General features: G+C 60.6%; 18 protein-coding genes. 10 read left to right on the top strand and 8 right to left on the bottom strand.

Annotated elements, in window-relative coordinates:
• The first annotated feature begins 16 nt into the window (after positions 1–16).
• From DTW90_RS21940 to DTW90_RS21915, 6 genes are all read left to right on the top strand, one after another.
• Positions 17–901 (top strand): sugar ABC transporter permease, encoded by an 885-nt coding sequence (locus tag DTW90_RS21940; protein WP_149340911.1) that lies wholly within the window; start codon positions 17–19, stop codon positions 899–901.
• The gene (locus DTW90_RS21935) at positions 901–1,746 is read left to right on the top strand and encodes a carbohydrate ABC transporter permease (protein WP_149340909.1); all 846 of its coding nucleotides are present in this window, start codon (positions 901–903) and stop codon (positions 1,744–1,746) included. The genes DTW90_RS21940 and DTW90_RS21935 overlap by 1 nt, the downstream gene beginning before the upstream one ends.
• Positions 1,747–1,748: 2 nt before the next feature.
• Positions 1,749–2,768 carry an SIS domain-containing protein gene (locus DTW90_RS21930; RefSeq protein WP_149340907.1) on the top strand — a complete coding sequence of 340 codons (1,020 nt, stop codon included), beginning with the start codon at positions 1,749–1,751 and terminating at the stop codon, positions 2,766–2,768.
• Positions 2,769–3,704, top strand: a complete 936-nt coding sequence (locus DTW90_RS21925; protein ID WP_149340906.1) for a PfkB family carbohydrate kinase — start codon at positions 2,769–2,771, stop codon at positions 3,702–3,704.
• Positions 3,701–4,771 carry a sn-glycerol-3-phosphate ABC transporter ATP-binding protein UgpC gene (gene ugpC, locus DTW90_RS21920; protein WP_132525734.1) on the top strand — a complete coding sequence of 357 codons (1,071 nt, stop codon included), beginning with the start codon at positions 3,701–3,703 and terminating at the stop codon, positions 4,769–4,771. The genes DTW90_RS21925 and ugpC overlap by 4 nt, the downstream gene beginning before the upstream one ends.
• A 227-nt stretch (positions 4,772–4,998) precedes the next feature.
• On the top strand, positions 4,999–5,397 hold the full coding sequence (locus tag DTW90_RS21915) for a tautomerase family protein (protein WP_149340904.1): 399 nt from the start codon (positions 4,999–5,001) through the stop codon (positions 5,395–5,397).
• An 18-nt stretch (positions 5,398–5,415) separates the two neighbouring features.
• Here the strand turns inward: DTW90_RS21915 and DTW90_RS21910 are convergent, their stop codons facing one another.
• The 3 genes from DTW90_RS21910 to DTW90_RS21900 all read right to left on the bottom strand — a co-directional run bounded on the left by DTW90_RS21910 (position 5,416) and on the right by DTW90_RS21900 (position 6,624).
• Positions 5,416–5,811, bottom strand: a complete 396-nt coding sequence (locus DTW90_RS21910) for a type II toxin-antitoxin system VapC family toxin (RefSeq protein ID WP_149340902.1) — start codon at positions 5,809–5,811, stop codon at positions 5,416–5,418.
• Positions 5,811–6,050 (bottom strand): type II toxin-antitoxin system VapB family antitoxin, encoded by a 240-nt coding sequence (locus DTW90_RS21905; RefSeq protein ID WP_132525728.1) that lies wholly within the window; start codon positions 6,048–6,050, stop codon positions 5,811–5,813. The genes DTW90_RS21910 and DTW90_RS21905 overlap by 1 nt, the downstream gene beginning before the upstream one ends.
• Before the next feature lie 91 nt (positions 6,051–6,141).
• A complete protein-coding gene (locus tag DTW90_RS21900) occupies positions 6,142–6,624 on the bottom strand; it encodes an Lrp/AsnC family transcriptional regulator (protein WP_132525726.1) in 483 nt (160 codons plus the stop codon).
• 153 nt (positions 6,625–6,777) lie between these two features.
• On the opposite strand from DTW90_RS21900, the gene DTW90_RS21895 reads away from it, so the two are divergent.
• On the top strand, positions 6,778–7,530 hold the full coding sequence (locus DTW90_RS21895) for a tryptophan 2,3-dioxygenase family protein (protein ID WP_132525724.1): 753 nt from the start codon (positions 6,778–6,780) through the stop codon (positions 7,528–7,530).
• Between the two features lie 39 nt (positions 7,531–7,569).
• Here DTW90_RS21895 and mntR read toward each other — a convergent pair whose 3' ends face one another.
• Entirely contained in the window at positions 7,570–8,019 is a 450-nt protein-coding gene (gene mntR, locus DTW90_RS21890) for a manganese-binding transcriptional regulator MntR (protein ID WP_132525722.1), read from the bottom strand.
• A gap of 212 nt (positions 8,020–8,231) precedes the next feature.
• On the opposite strand from mntR, the gene DTW90_RS21885 reads away from it, so the two are divergent.
• From DTW90_RS21885 to DTW90_RS21875, 3 genes are all read left to right on the top strand, one after another.
• Positions 8,232–9,590, top strand: a complete 1,359-nt coding sequence (locus DTW90_RS21885; protein ID WP_132525720.1) for an Nramp family divalent metal transporter — start codon at positions 8,232–8,234, stop codon at positions 9,588–9,590.
• A 144-nt stretch (positions 9,591–9,734) separates the two neighbouring features.
• Positions 9,735–11,555 (top strand): M23 family metallopeptidase, encoded by a 1,821-nt coding sequence (locus DTW90_RS21880; protein WP_149340901.1) that lies wholly within the window; start codon positions 9,735–9,737, stop codon positions 11,553–11,555.
• 196 nt (positions 11,556–11,751) lie between these two features.
• Positions 11,752–12,519, top strand: coding sequence for an SDR family oxidoreductase (locus tag DTW90_RS21875; RefSeq protein ID WP_149340899.1), 768 nt, complete (start codon positions 11,752–11,754; stop codon positions 12,517–12,519).
• Positions 12,520–12,542: 23 nt separating this feature from the next.
• On the opposite strand, the gene DTW90_RS21870 is transcribed toward DTW90_RS21875, so the two are convergent.
• Genes DTW90_RS21870 through DTW90_RS21855 form a run of 4 tightly spaced genes read right to left on the bottom strand, consistent with a single transcriptional unit; the run spans position 12,543 to position 17,389 of the window.
• Positions 12,543–13,625 (bottom strand): MBL fold metallo-hydrolase, encoded by a 1,083-nt coding sequence (locus tag DTW90_RS21870; RefSeq protein WP_149340897.1) that lies wholly within the window; start codon positions 13,623–13,625, stop codon positions 12,543–12,545.
• Positions 13,626–13,628: 3 nt separating this feature from the next.
• Complete coding sequence (locus DTW90_RS21865; protein ID WP_149340895.1) at positions 13,629–15,308, bottom strand: iron ABC transporter permease; 1,680 nt, start codon at positions 15,306–15,308, stop codon at positions 13,629–13,631.
• Positions 15,309–15,324: 16 nt separating this feature from the next.
• Positions 15,325–16,281, bottom strand: coding sequence for an ABC transporter substrate-binding protein (locus tag DTW90_RS21860; protein ID WP_149340893.1), 957 nt, complete (start codon positions 16,279–16,281; stop codon positions 15,325–15,327).
• 16 nt (positions 16,282–16,297) lie between these two features.
• Positions 16,298–17,389: an ABC transporter ATP-binding protein gene (locus DTW90_RS21855; RefSeq protein ID WP_149340891.1), complete on the bottom strand. Its 1,092-nt coding sequence runs from the start codon at positions 17,387–17,389 to the stop codon at positions 16,298–16,300.
• Positions 17,390–17,492 lie beyond the last annotated feature (103 nt).

The following is a 17,492-nucleotide window of genomic DNA, read 5'->3' as shown; positions in this document are numbered from 1 at the left end:
ACAAGAAGAGACGCTGATGTCCGGCACCTGGATGACGACCCGCGCCTGGCTCCTGATGCTGCCGCTCCTGGTGGTCATGATCGCGGTCATCGGCTGGCCACTCGTCGACACGGTCGGCCTCTCCTTCACCGATGCCAAGCTGGTCGGGACCGCAGGCAGTTTTGTCGGCGTCGACAACTACGTGAAGATGATCTCCGGTTCGAATTTCCAGCGGACCCTCATTACCACTGCCGAATTCGCCATCGCCTCGGTCTTTGCCGAAATGGTGCTCGGCGTCCTTGCCGCCCTGCTGCTCAATCAGGAATTCAAGGGGCGCACCATCCTGCGCGGCCTGATGATCCTGCCCTGGGCGCTGCCAACAGTGGTCAACGCCACCCTCTGGCGCCTGATCTACAATCCTGAATATGGCGCGCTGAATGCCGCATTGACCCAGCTCGGTATCATCGGCGAATACCGATCCTGGCTCGGGGAGCCGGGCACTGCCCTCGTCTCGCTGATCGTGGCCGATTGCTGGAAGAATTTCCCGCTGGTGGCGCTGATTGCGCTCGCAGCGCTGCAGGCCGTTCCCCGCGATATAACGGCCGCTTCGCTGGTCGACGGCGCCGGACCGTTCAACCGTTTCCGCTTCGTGATCCTGCCCTATCTAGCCGGACCGCTGATGGTGGCGCTGGTGCTGCGCACCATCGAGGCCTTCAAGGTTTTCGACATCATCTGGGTCATGACCCGTGGCGGCCCTGCCAACAGCACGCGATCGCTGTCCATCCTGGTCTATCAGGAGGCGTTTTCCTTCCAACGCGCGGGATCCGGCGCTTCGCTGGCGCTGATCGTTACGCTGCTCGTCACCGTGCTTGCCGCTGCCTATGCCGCACTGGTGCGCAAGACTGCAGGGAGTGCCGCTTGATGGAACGCAAGAACCCGATCTTTACTGCCTTCATCTACGTTTGCGCCCTGCTGCTCGCCGCTGTCATCCTGGCGCCGCTTGTCTGGCTCTTCGTCATGAGCATTTCGCCTGCCGCCGATCTTGCCGCCAAGCCGTTGCACTGGTGGCCGCAGGCTGTCGATTTCTCGCGCTATGGTGTGTTGCTCTCCAGAGCGGAAAACAGTGCGGGCGCGGCTTTCACCTCGTCGCTGGTCAACAGCATCGAGGTATCAGGCATGGCAACGATCGCGGCAATCGCGCTTGCCATTCCTTCCGCCTGGGCGGTCTCCCGCACGCCCTCCGTCGGCTGGTCGCTCTATATGGTGATCGCGACCTACATGCTGCCGCCGGTGGCGCTGGCCGTGCCGCTCTATATGACGCTTGCCTATTTCGGCATGCTCAATAACGTCTTCGGGCTGGCGCTGGTTTACCTGACGATCCTTGCCCCCTTCACGACCTGGCTGATGAAATCAGGTTTTGATTCCATTCCGCGCGAGATCGAATCCGCTGCAATGATCGACGGCGCCAGCCTGTTTGCCACGCTGCGGATCATCACCCTGCCCCTGGCAGCGCCCGTCATGGCGACGTCGGCGCTCTTCGCCTTCCTGCTTGCCTGGGATGAATTCTTCTACGCGCTGCTCTTTACCTCGGATCAGCGCGCGAAGACCCTCACCGTCGCCATTGCGGATCTCGCCGGCGGCCGTGTTTCCGATTACGGACTGATAGCGACCGCGGGCGTGCTTGCCGCCCTGCCGCCCGTGGTGATCGGTCTCGTCATGCAACAGGCCCTGATCTCGGGGCTGACCAGCGGCGGCGTCAAGGGATGACCATGAGCTCGAACAATAACCGCCCGGCGGGGCTTCTTGCCATCGACCGTGAAATGGCGCGCCAGCACGCTGATGCCATCGCCTCCTATGAGGGCGCTGGCGATATGGCCAAGACCATTGCTGCTTCCCTGAAGAAAACCGGCCGTCTTCTCTTGCTTGGCATGGGTGGATCGCATGCGGTCAGTCGCGCCGTCGAGCCCCTGTACCGCGCACTCGGCGTCGAAGCGATCGCCGTCACCCTTTCCGAGCAACTCGGGCAACCCCTGCTGCTGGATGGGCGCACGATCCTCGTCACCTCACAGTCCGGGGAAAGTGCCGAAGTCTTGAGATGGTTCGCAGAGATTGGCGGCGGCACAAAGGATACGTTCGGCCTGACGCTTGAAGGGGGCTCCTCGCTGGCCAAGGCTGCCCCGTCACTGGTCGGTGCCGGTGGTACGGAGCTCGCCTTTGCCGCGACCCGAAGCCTCACCGTGTCCTTTGCGCTGCATCTCGCCGTCCTTGCCGAACTCGGCGAGGATCCGGCAGCAGCACTCGCCGCTCTCAATGTGCCGGAGACCTCAGATATCGATGGCGCGCTCGCAGCCTTTGCCAATGTCGCAACCGTCGTCACCTCGGGCCGTCGTCTGCAGGGTGTCGCGGAAGCTCTGGCGCTCGGTCTTACCGAACTGTCCCGCCGCCCCTGCTTCTCGCTCGAAGGCGGGCAGTTGCGCCATGGGCCGATGGAAATGCTTGGTCCCGAGATCGGCGTCGTCCTCTTCAGAGGCAAGGATCACACGGCAAGCCTGGTAACCGCCATGGCGGTCTCGGTCGTCGAAGCTGGCGCACCCGTCGTCGTCTTCGATTCCTCCGGCGAGGAGCCGGCTGCGGGAACGATGACCATCCGCTTCAAGCCCGCAACGGGAATGGCGGCGATCTTCGCCATGCTGCCGGTCGCACAGCGTTTCATGATCGCCTTTGCCGATCAGCGTGTCGAGAATGCGGGAACGCCGGTGCGTTCCACCAAGATCACCCGGAGCGAGTGAATGCGCCCGCTTGCAGTCATCGGCAACGTCAACGTCGATCTCATTCTAGGACCGGCAGAGCCGTGGCCGAAGGCCGGCACCGAGATCATTGTCGACCATGACGAGCTGCGAGTTGGAGGCGCCGCGGGCAATAGCGCGCTCGCCTGGCAAGCGCTGGGCGTGGATTTCCAGATTGCGGCCAATGTCGGTTCCGACGAATTCGGGCGCTGGCTGCGTCAGTCCTTCGACGCGCATGCCGAGACATGGCCGGAGCGCCCCGAGGGGACGACGCTTTCCGTCGGCATCACGCATCCGGACGGCGAACGCACCTTCTTCACCACCCGCGGCCACCTCCCACGTCTTTCACTGACTGACGTCCTTACCGTTCTCGATGGCGAGCGCCTTGCGGGAGGCTATGCGCTACTTTGCGGCTGCTTTCTGACTGACGATTTCACAGCCGACTATTCCGCGTTCTTCGATTGGGCCGACAGCAATGGCATTGCCGTTGCGCTCGATACCGGCTGGCCACTGGATGGCTGGACGGAAGCCAACAAGCAGGCAACGCGCGGCTGGCTCGCGCGCAGCACTTGCTCGATCATGAACGAGGTGGAGTCGACGACGCTGACCGGCCTCAGCGACCCGGTCGATGCCGCGCACGCGCTGAAACGACATATGCCTGAAGGCGCAATCGTCGTCGTCAAGCGCGGCCCGGATGGCGCGATCGGCATCGATGCTGATGGAACGTTGGTGTCGGTTGCGGCACCGAAGGTAACGGTGGTCGACACCATCGGCGCTGGCGACGTTTTCAATGCCGGGTTCCTCGCGGCACTTGCGGCCGGTGAACCGCTGTCTCTCTGCCTAGAAGCCGGCACGCGCATTGCCTCGCAGGCAATCTCCACCCTGCCACGCAACTATGGCGGCCCATTGTCACTGAAGAATGGAGAGGCCGTGCGATGAGTGCACTGGAAATCCGCGATATCCGCAAGACCTATGGGGACGTCGAGACCCTCAAAGGTATCGACATCTCACTGGAGAGTGGCGAATTTCTCGTGCTTCTCGGCTCGTCCGGCTGCGGCAAGTCCACGCTGCTGAACATCATTGCCGGCCTTGCAGAGGCTACTGCCGGTGATATCATGATCGGCGGCAAGTCTGTGCTCGGCGTACACCCGAAGGATCGCGACATCGCGATGGTGTTCCAGTCCTACGCGCTTTATCCGAACCTCACCGTCCACCGCAACATCGGCTTCGGCCTCGAGATGCGCGGCGTGCAAAAGGACGTGCGGGACAAGGCCGTGCGCGAGGTCGCGGCCCTGCTGCAGATCGAAAATCTGCTCGACCGCAAGCCGAGCCAACTTTCTGGCGGTCAGCGCCAGCGTGTCGCGATTGGTCGGGCACTGGTGCGCAAACCGGAGGTCTTCCTGTTCGACGAGCCATTGTCGAACCTCGACGCCAAGCTCAGGATGGAGACCCGCACGGAGCTCAAGCGCCTGCATCAGATGCTGAAGACGACAGTGGTCTACGTGACCCACGACCAGATCGAGGCAATGACGCTCGCAACCCGCATCGCCGTCATGCGCGACGGGCGTATCGAGCAGCTCGGAACGCCGGAGGAAATCTACAACAGGCCGGCAACTCTCTACGTGGCAGGCTTTGTTGGCGCTCCGCCGATGAACATGCTTGAGGTGACGGTTGGGCATGGTCGGTTGCAGATCGTGGGTTCTTCGGCCAGCCTGCCGATGCCCGCCCGCTTCCGCGATCTTGCCACGGATGGACGGAAGCTCATCCTCGGTGTCCGCCCGGAGACGATGCGGCTTGGCGGTGAAGGACTGTCGCTTGAGGCACGCGCTGATGTGGCGGAGCTGACCGGTCCCGAATTGGTCGTTACCGCGCTTGTCGGCACGCAGCGGATCATGGCCAGCCTGCCGCCACGAACGGGCGTGAGGGAAGGCACCCCCTTGATCCTGTCATTCGACGAGGATGTGGCGCATCTCTTCGATCCCGAAACGGGGCGAGCTCTGGCGTAAAGCCAAGCTTGCGCTTTGCCAAGTCCTCGGTCCACCGGAATTCCCCGAACCTGGGTATGTTCTGCCGGGTGACGCGATGCGGATGAACTGCGGGCCGGTGATCGAACTATCCCGGATTTGAGAACCAACGGTTCGATATTTATTGATTTTCTGAACGGTCACGTTCGTCGATATTCGAGGTGGCGGCTCGGTTGAGCGCGCTAGATGTCTATCGAGGAATAGCTCCAATGCCTATTTTCACCGTGACAATGAAGTCAAGCCGGTCAGCCCCCGAGAAGGATCGCCTTTCCAGGGCTATCCATGCGGCGACCATCGCCGCGGGGTATCCGGAAGACGATTTTTTCCAGCGTTTTCTTGCTCTCGACTCCGGTGATTTGAGAGTGGATCCACACTATCCGGCCCTGCCCAAACCACGCACCGATCAACTGCTGCTGATCGAGGTTCTTATATCGACAGGGACCGAGATCTCCAGAAAGAAGAAGCTGGTCGTGAAATTGGTGGAGAACCTTGTGAAAGCAGGCGTTGATGCCAATGATATTATGGTGTTTTTCGTCGAGACCGATCGATCAAGCGGGTCGTTTGGCGGGGGTCTGTTTGCATCACCCGTTGTTTTCGATGGTCGATAGCGATCGAGCATAGGCAGCTTATGCCCGCTCGATATCTGTCAAGGCGAAGGCCTCGGCCCTGCAGAGCAAGGGTTGCCGATAGTAGCGCGCGCAGGCATAGGTCATGCATTGAGCGAGGCCCAGATTGGCCGGATGCCGACCTTCGCCATAGGCGGCAAACGCTTCCGCAGCGAGGAACGCTGCGCGCGGCGGAACGGCGAGAAGCTGGATGTTGGCAAGTTGCAGGAAAGTTCGCACTGCGGTACTCGCCTCCTCGATGGCCAATCCGAGGATTGCCGTGATGCCGATTGCCGTTTCGGCAACCTCCTGGGGCGAGATCATACGGGTGGTTGAAGCTTGCATGCGGACGGCAAGGCGACGCGCCTCATCCTCATCGGTCATCATCGCCATGAGCGCGGAAGCGTCGATGAACATCAGGCTTCTCCGGAGCCGCTAACGTCGTCGGCGGAGGCTCTGTTATCCGCGCCTGCCTTGCGCTTCAAATCGCGGCAGAATGCGACAATAACATCCTCCAGGGTCGGCTTTGCGAGTTCTTCCTCAAGCGCCTTCTGCAGGGCGCGACGGACAGCTTCGGTCTTGGACGGTGACTGCGTGAGGATCTGATACCGCCGCGCAAGCCGATCGATCGAGTCATCCTTAATGTAGAGTGGCATAAGATATTCCTGTGCACGGTGATCGAGGCCCCGGTGGCTCGATTCGGGCGCAGCCGAAAATCACCTCATCCGATCAATCCGTAAAGTCCCGTCAGCGCGCTTTCCCATCGCCAACATGCCGTGCGGCTTCAGCGAAGGAGACATCGTTCTTGATTTCTCGGGTAGACATCGAGGTTACAGTGCGGCGCACGCCGGGAAGGCGGCTAAGCTCCTGGCGCAGCAGCCGGTCAAGCGCTCCCATATCCGCGGCAAGAACATGCAGCAGATAGTCGGCGTCGCCCGTTGTGGCATGGCAACGCCAGATTAGGGGATGCTTGCGAACGGCCGCCTCGAACGCCTCCGACAGCTCGAAATCGATCGAGACCTGGACGAAGGCTTCCAGCCCGAAGCCGAGCTGCGCGGGATCAAGCATGGTCCTATATCCGCGGATGACGCCGGCCTCTTCCAGGGCCTTTACCCGCTTCCAGCAGGGCGTCTTGCTCAGGCCGACCGCTTCGGCAAGGGCAGCAAAGGATAGACGCGCATCTGCTTCCAGCGCGGAGACGATCTTCTGATCAATGGGGCTTAGGGACATCGTTCTCAGTATTCGGCTTAAAGGTATCTTTCGTACTCTATCAACAAGACGAAAAGTGACAAATAGGAACAATGTTCGGCGAAAAATTTCGTATCGTACATTCTAGGCAAACATGCCGCTGGCCAGGGCGCCGACAAAGGGGAACAACGAAACATGCAGAAGCAAGAATACTACGCTCGCATCGAACAGCCGGAAATGCGCGACTACGGCGTCTATCTTCAATGCGACAAGCTGCTTGCCTGTCAGAAGCCGTTGGCTGACATGGCCAACGCGGATGAACTGCAGTTTCAGATCGTCCATCAGGTCGAAGAGCTGTGGATGAAGCTGATGGCCTACACTCTCGTGGACGTCATCGGCTATATCGAGGAGGAGAACACGCACCGCATCGTGACGCTGATGGGCCGTGTGCATCGGCTGATGCGGATGATGACGGCGCAGCTCGATCTCTTGGAGACGATGTCGCCGAAGGAATATCAGCAAATCCGTCTGCAGCTCGGAAATGGCAGCGGCCAGGAATCGCCGGGTTTCAAATTTCTGCTGCGCATGCCGCCTGACCTCTGGCGGGCCTTCAAGGCAAGTTATCTCGACAAGCGTGGCCTGTCTGTCGAAGACGTCTACGATACGAAATATGATCACGACGACAGCTATGTCGTTGCGGAATCACTGATCGAATTCGATGAGTTATTCCAGAAATTCCGCGCCCACCACGTCTACCTGATCCATCGCTCAATCGGGCTCGGCTCGAAATCCCTCAAGGGCCGGCCGGTCGACCTGCTGGAGGCCGGAGCCCGCCACCGCTTCTTCCCCGAACTCTGGGACATCCGTTGCTCGATGACGGACCAATGGGGCAGCCAATACGGCGTCGTGCGCGACTCTATTTCGAAGCACGACAAGGCAGCAGAATAGTTTGAGAGCGCGGCGGCACGTATTTACCGTGCCGGACGTCTACCGCTTCATCGCCCGCCTGAAGGCCTGCAGCGTCTCGGAGCTGACGTGGTGCTCGATGCCTTCAGCATCGATTCTGGCCGTTTCCGCGCTAACCCCGAGCCAGCGTAGGAATGCCTCGACGGTCTGATGGCGTGCACGAATCTCCTGCGCGATCCTGTTGCCTGCCTCGGTCAGGAAAACGCCGCGATAGGGCCTGCGCGAAACCAGGCCCTCATCCGCGAGCCGCGCCAGCATCTTGGCGACCGTGGGCTGCGAGACCGCAAGGCGAGCGGCGATATCAACCTGCCTTGCCTCGTTTCCGTCGTCGATCAGGTCGGCGATGAGTTCCACATAGTCTTCCACCAGGGCGCCACGGCGCGCCTGTCTGGTCTGCCGGAATCCTTCCGAGTGGGTTTCCGCGTCCGGTAGCGGCGCGTCCCGGTGTGTGGATCGTCTTGCAGCCGACAAGCCTCTCCCCCTGAGCAAATCACGAAACGGCTTGCATCATTATAGCACCGGTTTCGATTTTGAAAGCGCGTGACGATTTCTTCCCGGGTTTCCGGGCTTCGGTCGGTTATGGCCTAAAAATGCCATGGGTATAGAATATAGCCTATTGCATAATGTTTATAAGAATCATATTTATTTAGTTCCGTACAATTTGATCCTCCCCTGGGTGTTTTATGTCTGATGTTCAGGATGCCGCAATTTCGCGGCGCACGTGGAAATTCTCCGATCCTGCGGAGGATGCGAGACCGAGCCTCCCTGAAGTGAATGCTTCCATCCATGTGCCCCAAGGAGGCTCCTGGATCAGGCGGCTGATCGCGTTTCTTGGCCCCGGCTACATGGTGTCCGTCGGCTATATGGATCCCGGCAACTGGGCGACCGACCTCGCCGGGGGCGCGCAATTCGGCTACACGCTGCTGACAGTGATCATGCTGTCGAACCTGATGGCGATCCTGCTGCAGGCCCTATCGGCGCGTCTTGGCATTGTCACCGGGCGCGACCTCGCACAGGCCTGTCGTGACAGTTATCCGAGGCCGGTCAATATCGCGCTGTGGATCGCATGCGAACTCGCCATCATCGCGTGCGATCTCGCCGAGGTCATCGGAACGGCAATCGCACTGCAACTGCTCTTCGGCATCCCCCTGGTCGCCGGGGCACTCATCACGGCGCTCGACGCTTTCCTGCTGCTACTGTTGATGAGCAAGGGCTTCCGCTTCCTGGAAGCCTTCGTGGTCGCCCTTCTGACCGTCATCGCTATCTGTTTCGCGATCCAGATCGCGGCTGCCGCTCCCCCCGTTGCAGCGATCCTTCGCGGGTTCATCCCATCGACAGAGATCGTGACGCATCCCGAGATGCTCTACATAGCCATGGGCATCATCGGCGCGACCGTCATGCCGCACAATCTCTATCTCCACTCCTCGATCGTGCAGACCCGCGCCTACAAGCGCACCGACGAGGGCCGGCGTGACGCGATAAAATGGGCAACCGCCGACAGTACGATTGCGCTGATGCTGGCCCTCTTCGTCAACGCCTCGATCCTCATCGTTGCAGCTGTCGCGTTCCATGACAGCGGCCATTCCGAAGTGGCAGAGATCGGCCAGGCATTTGAGCTTCTGTCGCCGCTGCTGGGCCTTGGGATCGCCTCGACGCTTTTTGCGGTTGCGCTCTTGGCCTCCGGTCTCAATTCCACGGTTACGGCGACACTTGCCGGTCAAATCGTCATGGAAGGCTTTCTGCGGCTGCGCATCCCGCATTGGGCCCGGCGGCTTCTCACGCGTGGTCTTGCCATCATCCCCGTCGTTTTCGTCACGGCCCTCTATGGTAACAAGGGAACTGCCGACTTGCTTGTTCTCAGCCAGGTCATCCTCTCGATGCAGCTGCCCTTCGCGGTCATTCCGCTTGTCCAGTTCGTTACCGACAAGCGCAAGATGGGGCAATTCGTGATTCCCAAAAGCGTCGCGATTCTATCGTGGTGCGTTGCCGGGGTTATCCTCGTTTTGAATTTCAAGCTGCTCTACGACACGATCACAGGTTGACGCAAGGAAAGGCGGTCATTGTTGACATTACGGTTGGGTACGATAAAACCAGGGAAAATTAATAGCTGCGTAATAATTGCCCCCATTTTGCCATGTTCCGCCCTAGTTTGGGCGCCGATATAATCTGCAAGGTTACACAGATAAATGGCCGAGAATCCGCTTTATATCCAATTCCCAGCGGAACCGGCCCTTGTTGCACAGCCCCACCATGAAACGTTTCACCTTCCGTTCATGCCGCGGTCGGCACATGCCCGGCATTTGATCGCAGTCTGGCTGGGTGCGATCGGATCTTTTGGCCTTCTGGCCGCAGTTCTCTACCCGCTAGTAAATCGTTATATCGTTGCACCTGCGGTTGCCGTTCATCCGGCACAGATCGTCCAGTCCTTGCCGGCGATGCCGAAAACGAGCCGGCTGGCGATGCGGCGTCGTTTTGATGGTGCGCGTTTCGCCCAGGTGGCCGAGCAGGTGTCGACAGGCGAGACCCAGATCTTCACCTACCATCGCCTGACGCTCGTTTTCAAGGAAGATGTCGAAGATCGCAGTGGCATTGTCAACGCCGATTACGAAGGCGAAGGCCAACAGGATGGCGCGCTCGTTGCGACACCGGTCTTTGCCGATTTTCGCAGTGGCGTCTATCCGCAGCCCGATGCCTTCGTGTCCCAGCGACGCTCCCGCTTCCCGGTGAGGGGTGTTCCCCTGAATGTCAGCGTTGCAAACGCGGGCGCAGTGCCAACCCGCGAATTCAAGCGGGTGGTCTCCATGCCGAAGAACCGCCAGGAGCTGGCGGACATCCTCGAGACGGCAGGCGTTAGCGACAAGAACCGGGAAGAGCTGGAGCGGGCACTCGCGACGGATGCGGTTGCGCCGGGCAACAGCCTCGAGCTCCTGATGGAGAAGAATTCGGAAAACGGCCGCCCGAAGCTGATCATGGCAAAGCTTAACGGGGAAAAGGGTAACGCGAAGGTCGTCGCCCGCGACGACTCGGACAGCTTCGTACCCGTCTCCGACGATCGGCTTTTTTCGACCCTCTATAGCGAAAGCCAGCCGGATGCGCCCTCTTCCTCGGAGGTTGCCGCGATCGATTTGAACGGTCTTGATGACGACGACCCGGCGGGGCTGCGCAACCGTCTCGAAAAAGCCGGGCTCTCCGAAGTAACCGCCAACGATCTGATGAAGCTTGCCGACGCCAACGGCGTGCCGCTGAACGGCAGCGATGATGCGCCCGACAGCGTCGATCTTCTTTTCCGCAAGTCCGACGGCAACAACAAGACGGATTTGATGTTCATCGAATTCCATTCCGGCGACGAGGCGCACCGCTTTTATCTGCATCGGGACACGCCGGACGGCGCGTCGGAATTCTATGACGAAGATGGTCATTCGGTCGCAAAGGTATTGGCACATCGGCCCGTTCCGGGCGGCAAGCTCGGCGACGGCTTTGCCTGGCGTATCCATCCGATCCTCGGGGTGAAGAAGTTCCACAACGGCGTCGACTTCCGCGCACCGATGGGAAGCCCGATCCTCGCGGCCGGCGATGGCATGGTCGAGAAGATTTCCTGGGAGACCGGCTACGGGAAATATGTTCGCATCCGCCACGATGGCGGCTATGAGACGACTTACGCTCATATTGCGTCCACGCCGGACGATCTAAGGGTCGGCGAGCGTGTCAAGCAAGGCGAGGTGATCGCCTATGTCGGCTCGACGGGCTACTCAACCGGTCCGCATCTCTACTATGAGCTCCGCGTCAACGGCCGATACGAAAATCCGCTGACCGCCGATCTGCCGGCCGGCACCAACCTGACAGGCAAGTCGCTCGACAGCCTGAAATCACAGGTCAACCACGTGGACAGCATCATGAGCTATCTCGATGCGTCCTCTGAGCCGCAGCTTGATGCCGCTCCCGAACCGCAGCCGGAGCCGTTCACGTCCTTCGATCACAGGCCAAAGGGCCATTTCGGCAGACCCTGATCGTCAGAGCGACAATATCCGGGATCTGTGCCGAGCCTCCGCGGAGCTGCCAAATCTCCTAAATCCTTGCACGAATTCAGCGTGTTTTTACGCGGGCATGGTCGACAAGTCATGCCAGCTCAATATCTTAATGGGTAGAGCCGTAGTTAATGCGGTCTGCTTCTCAAGCTGCCTTCGCAAGGCAAAGGATAAGATCGTGGCCTTCCCCCTATTCGATCTCAGCGGTCGTCGCGCACTTGTGACGGGTTCCAGCCAAGGCATCGGTTTCGCTCTGGCGCTCGGTCTCGCCCAGCACGGAGCCGATATCGTGCTCAACGGGCGCAATGAGGAAAGAGCGCAGGCCGCAGCCCGACTTTTGCAGGCGGAAGGCTATGAAACTGACTGTGTCGCGTTCGACGTCACCGACCCAAAGGCGGTCTCCGATGGTGTCGTGAGGATCGAAGCGGAGCTGGGACCGATCGACATATTGATAAACAATGCCGGCATGCAGTTCCGCACGCCGCTCGAGGATTTTCCCGTCGATAAGTTTGACGAGCTGCTGAAGACGAATGTCTCGAGCATCTTCTATGTCGGCCAGGCGGTGGCGCGCCACATGATCCGCCGGGGGCGTGGCAAGATCGTCAACATCGCTTCGGTTCAAAGCGAACTCGCGCGCCCCAATATCGCGCCCTATACGGCGACCAAGGGCGCAGTGAGGAATCTGACGCGGGGGATGTCGACCGATTGGGCAAGGCACGGGCTGCAGGTGAACGCGCTCGCGCCCGGCTATTTCAAGACGCCGCTTAATCAGGCGCTTGTCGACGATCCGAAATTTTCCGCCTGGCTGGAAGCCCGAACGCCGGCGGGCCGCTGGGGCGAAGTGGAGGAACTCATCGGCGCGGCGGTGTTTCTCTGCTCCGACGCGTCGTCCTTCGTGACCGGCCATATGCTGATGGTCGATGGCGGCATCACGACGAGCCTTTAGGGCGCTTCCGCAATTGTCCCGCTTCAGATGTCGATTGTCGGCCCGCTGAACGAAAGGTCGGGATAGAGCGCGGCAAGGCGGGTCATCGCCGGCTTGCCCGCAAAGGCCGGCAGAATGACACGAGGCTGCACGAGGTCAGCAAACCAGCGAATATCGCTGGCACGCGGGTGGACATTCCACCGGGCGAAACCTGCTATGCCCTCCTCGATCAGCGCCTTTCCCGGCGTGCCGTCGGCAACATGACCGGTGAAAATGATCCTGACCGCGTCGTTATCGGCGAAGCGGGCAGCAAGCTTAGCAGCCAAGCCATCGCCGGCGTCGGCCGCCGCAGCGATCATCACGCCCTCGGCCGAAGAATCCCCATGGAGCGTTGCCGCCTTCTCCAAAAGTCCCGTCAGGCGCTGCCGGGCTGTCGCGGACACCTCGCCCCGGCCGCTCGCGGCAAGTCTTTCCGCGATTTTTCGGTGGGCAGGACATAGGCCGACCCTTAAACCCGCCTCGCTCAGCAAGACGGCAGAATCGAGACCCCGCCCCGCAGGCGGCATCGGCAGCAACAGCGGGCCACTCAGCGCCTCCTTGGCGATACGATCTATCCCGATCGACAAGGGCTCTTCGTGATCGCCATAGGAAACGTCGCAGATGGCTGCCGCCGCCCGTGGAAAGTCATCGAGACCATAGAGTGCGCTTTCGCGCGTCCAATCGCCGGTATAGAGCACGCCGCCCTCCCCGCCGATCCTCATCCAGATGCCTCCCGGAGCATGCGATGCGCGGCCCGTTTCAACGGCAACACCGAGAATATCGATCGCACCCTGAAGCGGCAGATCGCGTGTGACATTCAGCATGGAGTGCGCGCTAATCTCCCGAACCATGGCAGTGGTATAAACCGGCGGGGAGCCGATCTGATCCAGCAAAGGCAATGCGCCGATATGGTCCTTGTGGCTGTGGCTGATCAATACCGCGTCGATACGACCAAGCTTTGCAAGATCGGGGAAAACGCCGGCTTCCGGTCCTTCGCCGAGATCGAGCAGGAAACGCTTCCCCTCGATTTTGACCAGAAAGCAGGCCGGCGTCTTGCCGCCATAGCCCGAAATTGCCTCGATCTTCATTTCTTAGTCCTGGATAACGCTGGTGCGGCGCATGACGCCGATCAGGCAGAGCGGCAGAAGCGTCGTGATCAATATGGCGATGAACGCCATGGCCATGCCAAGACCAATGGACCCCTGCTCGAACTGACGCCAGATGAAAGTGGCGATCGTCTGCATGCCGACCGGGGCAATAACGACAGAGGCAACCAGCTCTCGCGAGGCGACCGCAAAGACCAGCAGCATCGAGGTCGCCAGGCTCGGGAAAACCAGCGGCAGCATGATCCGGCGAAAGGCGGTGAAGCTGCTGGCGCCACAGACCCGGGCGGCGGCCTCCAGATTGTCACCGATCTGCTGGAATGCTGCTGTCGTATAGCGCACCGGCTGGGGCAACAGGATGCAGCAATAGGCGAGTAGCAGGATGAAAGGCGTGTTGTAGGGCGTGAACGGCAGGCCCGGCGCGTTCCAGGCAAGGATCAGGCCGACCGCAACGACGATGCCGGGAAGCGCGTTCGGCAGGATGGTCATCACATCGAGCAGCCAGCGGCCGCGATAGCGTGTCTTGACCGTGGTATAGGCGGCCAGCACGCCAATGACGCCGGTCAGCAGGGCTGTGCCGATGCCGAGCGCTAAACTGTTGCCGAGCGCTTGCAAGGCACCGGCACCATTGTTGAAGACGGCGACGAAATTCTTCAGGCCGAGATTATCGAGCGCCAGGCCGCCGGAGATCGTCTTGGATGTCGCCGTCGCAAGGATCGCGAGGAGAGGAACGCCGGTCGCAAGAAATGCCACGACGGCAAATGCGATGAGGACGGGAACGCCCAGCGCTCCGAGCGGCCGCTTGTCCTTATTCTGCGGCTTGCCGCCAGTCGTCTCATAGGAGCGCCGCGCCAATATCCAGCGCTGCAGCAGGAATGTGATCAGCGACATGGCGACCAGCATCAGCGACAGTATCGCGGCGCCAGGCAGGTCAATCGGCCAATCGGAGATGCGCAGATCGATACCGGTGACAAGCACCTGAAACTTCGTCCTGCCCCCGAGCGCCGCCGGCGTACCGTATTCCTCGATAGCGGCTGCAAAAACCAGCATAAGACTGCCTGCAAGGCCGGGCGCCGACAGCGGAAGCGTTACGCGCCAGAAGGCGCGCGCCGGAGAAGCGCCAAAAACGCGACCCACATCGGCATAGCGCGAACCGACGGCCTCGACGGTACGCGAGACCGCGAAATAGACGATGGGAAAGGTATTCATCGCCATGACGAAGGTCATGCCGAACAACGAGAACAGGATCGGCGCCAGATTGAAGCCGGCAAGCTGCTGCAGGTAGCCGCGCGGCTGCAGGGTGAGTATCCAGCCAAGCGTCGCAATGTAAGGCGGAATCATGAAGGGGACGAGCAGCAGGACGTCCCAGAAAGACGCCAACGGAACCTTGTAAAGCGCGCGGCAGATGCCGAGCGGTACCGCAACAAGCGCCGAGAGCAGGACGACACACGCGCCGAGGATCAGCGTGTTCCCGCTCATCGAAAGGAGCGCGCTGTCGCTCAGCGTAGCGATGAGCTGCGAGAAGGGCGCCGCGAAGGAGCCCTGCCCGAGAGATGGAAAGATGCCTTGCAGGACGACTGCGACGAACGGCACCCCGACGAGGACGACAAGTCCTATCGCTGCCACCCATGCGGCGGGGGCAGCACCGCTGATGCCGTTCGTCTTCATTCGCCTGCCTTCAATCTTACTTCGCGAACTTGTCCGCGAATTCCTTCAACGTTTCCTTGCGCTTGCCATAGACCGCCGCGGTGTCGATCTTGATGACCTTCAGGTCGCTGATCAGCGGACGGTTGGCGGGAACATCGGTGCGGGCCGGCATCAGATAGTCGTCGGCAACAGCCTTCTGACCTTCATCCGACAGCATGTAGTCGATGAACTTCTTGGCATCGTCCTGGTTCTTGGACCAGTTGAGGATCATGGCCGGGCGCGGCGCAATGACTGTGCCGGAAGCTGGGAAGATAACGTCGATATTCTCGCCGTTCGCCTTGCTTGCGAGCGCGATGTAGTCGACTGCGCCGAAGACGGCAGCCTTGGCACCCTGCAGAACCGGGTTCAGAGCGTCGGCGTTTGCGCCGGCAACGATGGCACCGTTGGCCTTCAGGTCATCGAACAGCTTCCAGCCGTCCATGCCGACGAGAGCGGCGGTGAGTTCGAAGGAAGAACCAGACTGGGCCGGATCCGGAATGTTGACGAGGTCCTTGTATTCCGGCTTGGCAAGATCAGCCCACTCGGTCGGCTTCGGCGTGTTGCTCTTCGGGTTCCAGGCGATACCGAGAGCGGAAACACCCTGGGCGACGGCGGTGTCGGTCTTCAGGAAGTCGGGAACCTTGGCGGCATTCGGGCTGGTGTAGGGAACGAGCCAGCCGCGCTTGGCGAAATCGGTTGCGGTATCCCAGGAAGCCGAGATGACAACGTCGACAACAGGATTGGCGGCTTCGGACTCAATGCGGGCCATGACCTTGCCGGTCGTCGCCTGGAATACCTTGACCTTGATGCCGGTCTTGGCGGTAAAGCCCTGGGAGAGCTTGTCGATGAGGTCCTGGGGACCTGCGGTATAGACGGTAATGTCTGCATGGGCGACGCCGGCCATCATTGCGGCAGCCACGGCGGCAAGCGCCATGCTTTTGATCGATTTAAACATCTTGGAAAATCTCCTCTTATTTATGTGCTTGGCGTGAAAACCAGCAAATGCGCTGGGGGTCGATCCGCAGACCGACATGGTCTCCTGAACGAAGTCTCGTTCTGCTGATCAATTGCAGTTCGGCGTTGCTCTCGGGCGATCCGACAAGGACCGTCGCCATGTGGCCATCACCGCGAAATTGCGATCTGAGGACCTTCCCGGCGATCGCAGATTGCGAGGCCTCGGCAATTTCCATCGCGCGCGCAGGAAGAAGAGCGTGGGTGGTATCGGCGGGCACGCTATCATCGGCGGCAATCTGCACTCCGCCTTGGGCCAGATACCAGGCCCCATCACGACGCTCCACGGCCATCACGGAACCAAGCCGGAGAAAATCGGCCACCTCGGCACTCGCCGGCTGATCGACAAGAATATCAGGCGACGCCAGCTGTTCGATCCGGCCGGCGCGCATGATGGCGACCTCGTCGGCAAGGCTCAACGCTTCGCTGTGATCATGCGTAACGTAGATAGCAGTCAGGCCGAGACTCGAGATGAGGCTGCCGATCTCGTCGACCATCGTCTCGCGCAGCTCGCGGTCCAGATTGGAGAGCGGCTCGTCGAAGAGGATGAGCGCAGGCTCGGCGACAATCGCGCGAGCAATCGCGACGCGCTGCTGCTGGCCGCCTGAGAGCTCGCTCGGTCTGCGTGTCGCATAGGCAGCAAGGCCAACGCGTTCCAGGGCCCGCATCGTGCGGGTTTCGCGATCAGTCTTGTTCAGTCCGCGCATTTCCAAGGGGAAAGCGACATTTCCACCAACCGTCATGTGCGGCCAGAGTCCATAATCCTGAAAGACCATGCCGAGACCACGTTTCTCGGGTGGCAGGAAGGTGCCATTGGACGCGTCAGCGACCAACTGGTCCGCGATGGAGATGCGGCCCTTGGTCGGCGCAAGCAGGCCAGCCACCAATCGCAGCAAGGTTGTCTTGCCGCAGCCGGATGGGCCGAGCAACGCCAGCGTTTTTCCCGAGGGCAAGGAGAAGTCGATCCCGCGCAGGATGGATGTCGCCCCATAGCTCAATTCGAGGGCCGCCGCTGAGACTGCGGCAAGCGGCGGGCGGGTCGAAACATTCATCGGAAACCGGGGATTGATATGATCAATTAAGGCGACATTTAGACAGGCGAAATGACAGTTTGGCGACATTTTAATGACAGTTGCATGACATCGGCTTCAATGA

The organism is Neorhizobium sp. P12A (assembly GCF_008365395.1).
Lineage (GTDB): Bacteria > Pseudomonadota > Alphaproteobacteria > Rhizobiales > Rhizobiaceae > Rhizobium.
Note: the sequence above shows the minus strand (reverse complement) of the source record. Positions and strands in the feature narration are given on the sequence as shown.

Excerpts from the sequence above, each read along its gene's own strand:
- DTW90_RS21940 (WP_149340911.1), top strand. The coding sequence starts at position 17 with ATGTCCGGCACCTGGATGACGACCCGCGCCTGGCTCCTGATGCTGCCG.
- DTW90_RS21935 (WP_149340909.1), top strand. The coding sequence starts at position 901 with ATGGAACGCAAGAACCCGATCTTTACTGCCTTCATCTACGTTTGCGCC.
- DTW90_RS21930 (WP_149340907.1), top strand. The coding sequence starts at position 1,749 with ATGAGCTCGAACAATAACCGCCCGGCGGGGCTTCTTGCCATCGACCGT.
- DTW90_RS21925 (WP_149340906.1), top strand. The coding sequence starts at position 2,769 with ATGCGCCCGCTTGCAGTCATCGGCAACGTCAACGTCGATCTCATTCTA.
- ugpC (WP_132525734.1), top strand. The coding sequence starts at position 3,701 with ATGAGTGCACTGGAAATCCGCGATATCCGCAAGACCTATGGGGACGTC.
- DTW90_RS21915 (WP_149340904.1), top strand. The coding sequence starts at position 4,999 with ATGCCTATTTTCACCGTGACAATGAAGTCAAGCCGGTCAGCCCCCGAG.
- DTW90_RS21910 (WP_149340902.1), bottom strand. The coding sequence starts at position 5,811 with ATGTTCATCGACGCTTCCGCGCTCATGGCGATGATGACCGATGAGGAT.
- DTW90_RS21905 (WP_132525728.1), bottom strand. The coding sequence starts at position 6,050 with ATGCCACTCTACATTAAGGATGACTCGATCGATCGGCTTGCGCGGCGG.
- DTW90_RS21900 (WP_132525726.1), bottom strand. The coding sequence starts at position 6,624 with ATGTCCCTAAGCCCCATTGATCAGAAGATCGTCTCCGCGCTGGAAGCA.
- DTW90_RS21895 (WP_132525724.1), top strand. The coding sequence starts at position 6,778 with ATGCAGAAGCAAGAATACTACGCTCGCATCGAACAGCCGGAAATGCGC.
- DTW90_RS21885 (WP_132525720.1), top strand. The coding sequence starts at position 8,232 with ATGTCTGATGTTCAGGATGCCGCAATTTCGCGGCGCACGTGGAAATTC.
- DTW90_RS21880 (WP_149340901.1), top strand. The coding sequence starts at position 9,735 with ATGGCCGAGAATCCGCTTTATATCCAATTCCCAGCGGAACCGGCCCTT.
- DTW90_RS21870 (WP_149340897.1), bottom strand. The coding sequence starts at position 13,625 with ATGAAGATCGAGGCAATTTCGGGCTATGGCGGCAAGACGCCGGCCTGC.
- DTW90_RS21865 (WP_149340895.1), bottom strand. The coding sequence starts at position 15,308 with ATGAAGACGAACGGCATCAGCGGTGCTGCCCCCGCCGCATGGGTGGCA.
- DTW90_RS21860 (WP_149340893.1), bottom strand. The coding sequence starts at position 16,281 with ATGTTTAAATCGATCAAAAGCATGGCGCTTGCCGCCGTGGCTGCCGCA.
- DTW90_RS21855 (WP_149340891.1), bottom strand. The coding sequence starts at position 17,389 with ATGAATGTTTCGACCCGCCCGCCGCTTGCCGCAGTCTCAGCGGCGGCC.